Annotated in this window: 5 protein-coding genes; 2 read left to right on the top strand and 3 right to left on the bottom strand. The window is 69.0% G+C overall.

Annotated elements, in window-relative coordinates; translation table 11 throughout:
* On the top strand, positions 1 to 733 hold a 733-nt coding region (locus tag GCN74_RS21015), incomplete at its 5' end, for a FecR domain-containing protein (RefSeq protein ID WP_152258475.1).
* Between the two features lie 95 nt (positions 734 to 828).
* Positions 829 to 3,342 carry a TonB-dependent siderophore receptor gene (locus GCN74_RS21010; protein WP_226939145.1) on the top strand — a complete coding sequence of 838 codons (2,514 nt, stop codon included), beginning with the start codon at positions 829 to 831 and terminating at the stop codon, positions 3,340 to 3,342.
* A 24-nt stretch (positions 3,343 to 3,366) separates the two neighbouring features.
* Here GCN74_RS21010 and GCN74_RS21005 read toward each other — a convergent pair whose 3' ends face one another.
* The 3 genes from GCN74_RS21005 to GCN74_RS20995 are packed head-to-tail and all read right to left on the bottom strand — an operon-like array spanning position 3,367 to position 6,155.
* Positions 3,367 to 3,747, bottom strand: coding sequence for a hypothetical protein (locus tag GCN74_RS21005; protein ID WP_152258474.1), 381 nt, complete (start codon positions 3,745 to 3,747; stop codon positions 3,367 to 3,369).
* Between the two features lie 14 nt (positions 3,748 to 3,761).
* Positions 3,762 to 5,456, bottom strand: a complete 1,695-nt coding sequence (locus tag GCN74_RS21000; protein WP_152258473.1) for a hypothetical protein — start codon at positions 5,454 to 5,456, stop codon at positions 3,762 to 3,764.
* A 12-nt stretch (positions 5,457 to 5,468) separates the two neighbouring features.
* Positions 5,469 to 6,155 (bottom strand): UPF0149 family protein, encoded by a 687-nt coding sequence (locus GCN74_RS20995; RefSeq protein ID WP_152258472.1) that lies wholly within the window; start codon positions 6,153 to 6,155, stop codon positions 5,469 to 5,471.
* Positions 6,156 to 6,160 lie beyond the last annotated feature (5 nt).

The raw sequence follows: 6,160 nt of genomic DNA, 5'->3' as shown, positions 1-6,160 counted from the left end.
CGCGGTGCGCCTGCTGGCGGCGCTGGTGGTGGCGGGCGGCAGCGCCGCCATGCTGCGCCAGACACCGGCGTGGCAGTCGTGGAACGCCGATGCCAGCACGGCCACGGGCGAGCGGCGCACGGTGCGCCTGCCGGACGGCGGCACGCTGGTGCTCAATACCGATAGCGCCGTCAAGCTGCGCTATGACGCCAGCGAGCGCGCGGTGCAGCTGCTGCGCGGCGAGGTGCTGCTGCAGACGGCGCCCGATGCACGGCAGCGGCCCTTCCTCGTGCATACCACCGACGGCACGGCGCGGGCGCTGGGCACGCGATTCATCGTGCGCCAGCACGGGGGCTACGTGCAGGTCGGCGTGCTGGAAGGGGTCGTCGAGCTGCGGCCTGCGGCGGCCCACAGCCAGCCACGCGTGCTGCAGGCGGGCGAGGAGGGCAGCTTTAGCCGCGGCGGCGTGGGCGCGGCGCATGCGCTCGACGCCGGCGCGGGCGCCTGGGCCGACGGCATGCTGGTCGTCGCGCACATGCGCCTCGACGATTTCCTGCTGGAGTTGTCGCGCCACCGGCGCGGCCACCTGGGATGCGATCCGGCGCTGGCGCACTTGCTGGTGTCGGGCGCCTATCCGCTGGCCGATACCGACAGGGTGCTGCTGGCGCTGGTGGAAGCGTTTCCCGTCGAGCTGCACTACCTGACGCGCTACTGGGTCACGTTGCGGCCGCGCGCGGCGAAAAAAATAAACTGAAAATACATGGACTGTTTTTGCACGCTGCCTTGTCAAGGGAAGTGAGGACGCAGGTTCTGGCCCGTCCCACCCATTCCATGATCCGAGGGCATACCATGAACGACCGCAGCACACTCCATCCATCCACGCGCAGCCGGGTACCGGGCCTGTCGACAATGAAACCGCTGGCCCTGCTGGTGCACGCCCTGTGCCTGGGCGCGCTGGCCAGCCTGGCCGGCGCGCCGGCGCACGCGCAAACGGCCGGACAGGCCGGACAGCCCGAGTCCCTGCTCCATTACGCCATCCCGGCAGGCACGCTGGAAGCAACATTGAACCGGCTGGGGCGCGAAGCGGGCTTGCTGATCGCCTTTGGCTCGGCCGCGACGGAAGGGCTGCGCAGCGGCGGCGTCAGTGGCAGCTACACGGTGGACGATGCGCTGGCGCGGGCGCTGGCCGGCACCGGACTGGCCGCCGTGCGCTCGGCCGGCGGCGGCTATGCGCTGCGTGCCGCCACCGCGTCCGCTGCCGGCGCGGCGGCCGATGGCGTGCAGACGATGGCGCCCGTGACCGTCAGCGCGCAGGCGGAAGAGGAAAACCCGTGGGGCAAGGTCAGCGGCTATGTGGCGCGGCGGGCCAGCACGGCCACCAAGACCGACGCTTCCTTGCTGGAAGTGCCGCAATCGGTCTCCGTCATCACGCGCGACCGCATGGATGACCAGGGCGTGCGGACACTGAACGACGCCATCCAGTACACGGCCGGCTTGCGCAGCAACACGGCAGGCGCCAACCCTGCCGACGACAGCCTGTCGGTGCGCGGCTTCAGCCAGTTCTCGGGCGCGTTCTACCTCGATGGCATGCGCCTGATGCCCATGGGGACGCTGGGCTTTTTCGGCGTGGAGCCGTACGGCGCCGAGCGCGTGGAAGTGCTCAAGGGGCCTTCGTCCGTGCTGTACGGCCAGAATGCGCCGGGCGGCATCGTCAATTTCGTGCCCAAGCGCCCTGCGGCGGACCCGGTGCGCCAGGTCGAACTGTCGCTGGGCAGCTATGCGCGCAGGCAGCTGGCCGTCGACGTGGGCGGCTCGCTGGCGGACGACGGCAGCCTGCTGTACCGCCTGGTGGGGCTGGCGCGCCATGCGGACCAGCAGATCGATTACATGCAGGACGACCGCTACTATCTGGCGCCCAGCCTGACGTGGGCGCCGAGCGCCCGCACCAGCATTACCGTGCTGGGCTTTTTCCAGCAGAACCGCGCCATGCAATCGTCGAACGTGCAGTGGGAAGCCTTGAACGGCAGTAATCCCAACGGCCGATTGCCGCTGACGCGTTTCCTGGGCGAGCCCGGCTTCGATCACGAGGAAACGCGGGTCGCGTCGGCGGGCTACGCTGCGCGCCACACGTTCGACAGCGGATGGACGGTGCGGCAGAACTTCCGCTACCTGCACGCGGATAACCACGAACAGTACATGTTTCGTTATGGTGATTTAATCGACCATGCGCTCACCAACCGCGAGATCGATACGCGCGACGGCAAGGGCAGCGTGTATTCGCTCGACACCAATGTGACGGGCCAGGTGGCGACGGGCGCGCTGCGCCATGAGATCGTTGCCGGCATCGATTACAGCCGTAGCAATACTTCGTTCAGCTCGTATATCGCCGACGGTCCGCAGATCGATATCTACCGCCCCGTCTACGGCAGCGCGCTGGACCTGGCGGCGCTGGCGCCCGATGCCCTGCGCCGCGAGCATAACCGGCAGCTGGGCGCCTACCTGCAGGACCGCATGCAGTACCGTCAATGGGTCTTCACCGTGGGCGGGCGCCAGGACTGGACGCGCCAGGAGCAGCGCAATCTGCTGGTATCGCCATCGGCCACGACGGTGCGCAAGCCCACGGCGTTCACGGGCCGCGCCGGCATCACTTACCTGGCGGCGAACGGCCTGGCGCCTTACGCCAGCTACAGCGAATCGTTTTCGCCCGTCTCCGGCGCGGACCGCCATGACCGTCCGTTCGCGCCGGAAACGGCGCGGCAAGTGGAGGTCGGCCTGAAGTACGCGCCGGGCGCGCACCTGTCCGTGACGGCCGCCGCCTTCGAACTGCGGCGCCAGAACGTGCTGACGACGGACCCGGACGCGCCGGATTTCTCCATCCAGCAGGGGGAGGTGCGCTCGCGCGGCATCGAACTGGAAGTGGCGGCGCAGCCGGGCAGCCAGCTGAAACTGCTGGCGGCCCTCACCTGCAATCCCCTGAAGGTGACGAAGGAGAATCCTGACATGTGGGGCACGAACGTGCAGGGCAAGTCGCCGTACGAAGTGCCCAGGCAGATGGCTTCCGCGTGGGCCGACTATGCGTTTGCCGGCCGCTGGCGCGGCCTGTCGGCCGGCGCCGGCGTGCGCCACGTGGGCGCCAGCTGGGGCGATGGCGAGAACACCTTCCAGGTGCCGGCATTCACCCTGGCGGACCTGTCGCTGCGCTATGACCTGGGCCAGGCCCGCAGCCGCTGGCGCGGCCTGAGCGTGAGCATGACGGTCAAGAACCTGTTCGACAAATACCATGTCGCCTCGTGTTTCTCGGCGCGGGCCTGCAATTACGGCGAGCAGCGCAATGTCGGCGTGCGCGCGGGCTACGTCTGGTAAGGTGCGGTCTGCTAGCGCGCGGTCCTACGCCGGCGCAAACCAGGCCCGCAGTTCCGCTTCGGCGCGCTGCGCCGCGTCTGCGGTCAAGGTCAGCACGATGATCTTTTCCCGCGCCGGGCGGTGCCCGTCGCCGTCGGCCAGTTCGATCGCCTGCTCGAAACTCGTGTAGCCGGGGCCGCATTCATGCGGGCATTGCTGCACGATGCGCGCCGCCTTGCCGGCGTGCCGGTCCGCCAGGTTGACGATGGGGTTGCCGTCGTTAAAAGGCTGGCCGTTGGCAAACGCGGTGCGCAGATACGGCGCGCACTGCCCGTCGAGAAAGGCCAGGCGTGCCTGCCAGTACGCTTGCAGCGCCGCATACGTGGCCTGGTCCTCGAGGAAATCGGCAAACAGGAAGTCGTGCATGGCGGATTCTCCGGCTAGATGCCGAACACTTTCAAGATCGCGTCCGTCGCCCCCTCGAACCAGCTGCCCGTATTGCCCGGCTGCTTGCCGTGGCGCGGCGTTTCTTCGTACAGGTAGACGCCGTCGCCGCCGTCGAAGCGGTCGTTGAGCAAGGCTTGCTGGCCGCGCAGATACGGGATGAAGGTTTCGCTGCGCAGGGTCGAGTACAGCACGTTGGTGCTGAACCCCAGGGTGGCGGCCTGGCTGATGGAGCGGCCCTGGCCCGCCCGTTCCAGGCGCACGCCGCGGCAGCCGCGCACGATCAGGGTGACGGGGCCGCGAAAGACGATGAAGCGCAGCTGCAGGGTGAGCCAGGCATGCAGGCTGGCCAGGCGCCAGTGGCTCGATATCGCCAGCGACTCGTCCGTATCCGTGATCAGGCCCACGAGTCCCCGCGGCTGGAACACGAGCGCGCTGCCGGCCGGCAGCCGGAGGACGGCGATTTCCAGCAGCGGATCGTCGCTGGCGGAAATCGTCACGGACGCGGCTACGTCGCTGTGCAGGCGCGTCAGCGCCACCATGCCGGCCGCCAGGCTCGTGAACGGAAAGCGCCAGTCCAGCAGCCATTGCGTGCGCTTGGTGCTGCTGACGGGCGACGATTGCAGGTATGCGGGATGGATCAGCATCCGCTGTCCAGGCTTGAGCGGCAAGGCTTGCGAGACGGCGGAAATGCGCGATTCGCCGTGCGGCGGCAGGGGCAGGGAGCTGCCCGCGAGGTGCAGTTCGCGCGCGATCGACAGCGGCGGCAGGCGCGCGGCCAGGGGCGCCAGCACGAAGTAAAACAAGGCCTTGATGGCCACGGGCAGCGCGATGGCCGACAGCACCAGCAGGGCGGCCGTGGGCGCCACGTCCAGCACGGGCGCGCGCCAGCGGGCGATCCAGTTGCGCGCCAGCTGGCTCTCGCCGGCTGCGATGGCCTTTTGTACGGGCGCCAGCGCGGCGGCCAGCGCCTGGTCGTCGATGGCAAATGGGGCGGGACGGGCCGCATTGCCGGTGCGCGCGCGCTGCGCCAGCCAGGCATTGTAGGCTTGCAGATTGATCTCGCGCAGGCGCTGGCCTTCTTTTTCAAGGCGCGACAGCTGCGCATAAGCGCCGCTGCCGGGCAGGCGCGCAGCGAGCGGGTGCTGCGCTTCCAGCTGCTGGCGCTCGCGTATATTGTCTTGCAGCGCAGCATACGCGCGCACATGTTCCGCGTGCAGGCGCGCCAGCGTCTGGCGCGCGTCTTCGCCGCTCAGCGCCGCCTGCAGGGCGCCCAGATAGCGGGCTTCCTGCGCCAGCACTTCGATGTCCACGCGACGCGTGGCTTCGTCCTGCGCATGGCGGGCCAGCGTATCGGCGCCGGGCAGGGGAAGGGCAAACAGCGAGGGCTGCTGCTGTGCGCGCAGCTGGCGCAATTGGGCCTGCACCTGCTCCAGGCGGGTGGCGATGGCTGTCCGGGAAGCGTGCTGCAGGGCGTTGACCCTGGCCGTGGCCGCAGCGGCCAGGCCGGCGCCGTGGCTGTCGGCGCCGCTGGCGGCCAGCCGCAGCGCGGCGACGGTGCTACTGCTGGCGCTGTAGGCGCGCCATTCGGCCAGCAGCAGGCGGCCGGCCAGCAGGATGACGATGAACAGCGCGAACTGCAGCGTGTGACGCAGCAGGAAGCGCAGGATGGCCGTCAGCAGCTGGCGCAAGGAGGAATCGCCTTAGTTTGCCGCGCTATCGGCGTCGGCGCAGCATTTTTTGTATTTCTTGCCGCTGCCGCAGTGGCATGGGTCGTTGCGGCCCGTTTTTGGCACTTCTCGCAGGACGGTGGCGCCGGGCTGGCTTTGCGCCTGGCTTTTCAGGTGGCGCTGGCGGGCCCAGGCGGCGTTGATGGCGATGACGGCGGGAATCACGCCATCCATGGCCGTTTCGGCCGCATCGTCGTCGAGCTCGCTGGCCGTGGCCAGGTGCTGGAACGGTGCCAGGTACTCAGGGTGGCTGACGGCCAGGGCCGCCCACTGGGGCTTGTCCAGGGTCGTGCCCAGGATAAAGCCGGCGCACCAGGCCGGCACGCTCCATTCGGGACCGCAGACATAGATGGGCTCGAAGCTGTCCGGGTCTTTCGCCAGCCATTCGAGCATGTAGGCGTGGTGGCGCTGCGCCAGGCTGGCCGCCCGTTCGCTGGCCGCATCCGCTGCGGGCGCGGCGCTGCCGGCCGCCTTGTCCCAGACCCAGGGCAGCCACTGTTCGGTGCCGATCTGTTTCGGGTTCAGGGCGACGGCCGTGAGAAACCCTTCCAGCATGGACACGTCCATGGCGCGGCTGTCCAGCGCGGGCGCAGCCAGCAGGGTGTCGAGTTCGGCGTATTCGTCGTCGGAGAGGGGCGTGGTGGTGGAGATGCTGGACATGGTTT

Source organism: Janthinobacterium sp. FT14W, from assembly GCF_009208755.1.
GTDB lineage: Bacteria > Pseudomonadota > Gammaproteobacteria > Burkholderiales > Burkholderiaceae_D > Janthinobacterium > Janthinobacterium violaceinigrum.
The sequence above is the reverse complement of the archived record's forward strand: the minus strand, read 5'-3'. Positions and strand labels throughout refer to the sequence as shown.

Coding starts and splice junctions, on each gene's coding strand:
- GCN74_RS21010 (WP_226939145.1), top strand. CDS start 829: ATGAACGACCGCAGCACACTCCATCCATCCACGCGCAGCCGGGTACCG.
- GCN74_RS21005 (WP_152258474.1), bottom strand. CDS start 3,747: ATGCACGACTTCCTGTTTGCCGATTTCCTCGAGGACCAGGCCACGTAT.
- GCN74_RS20995 (WP_152258472.1), bottom strand. CDS start 6,155: ATGTCCAGCATCTCCACCACCACGCCCCTCTCCGACGACGAATACGCC.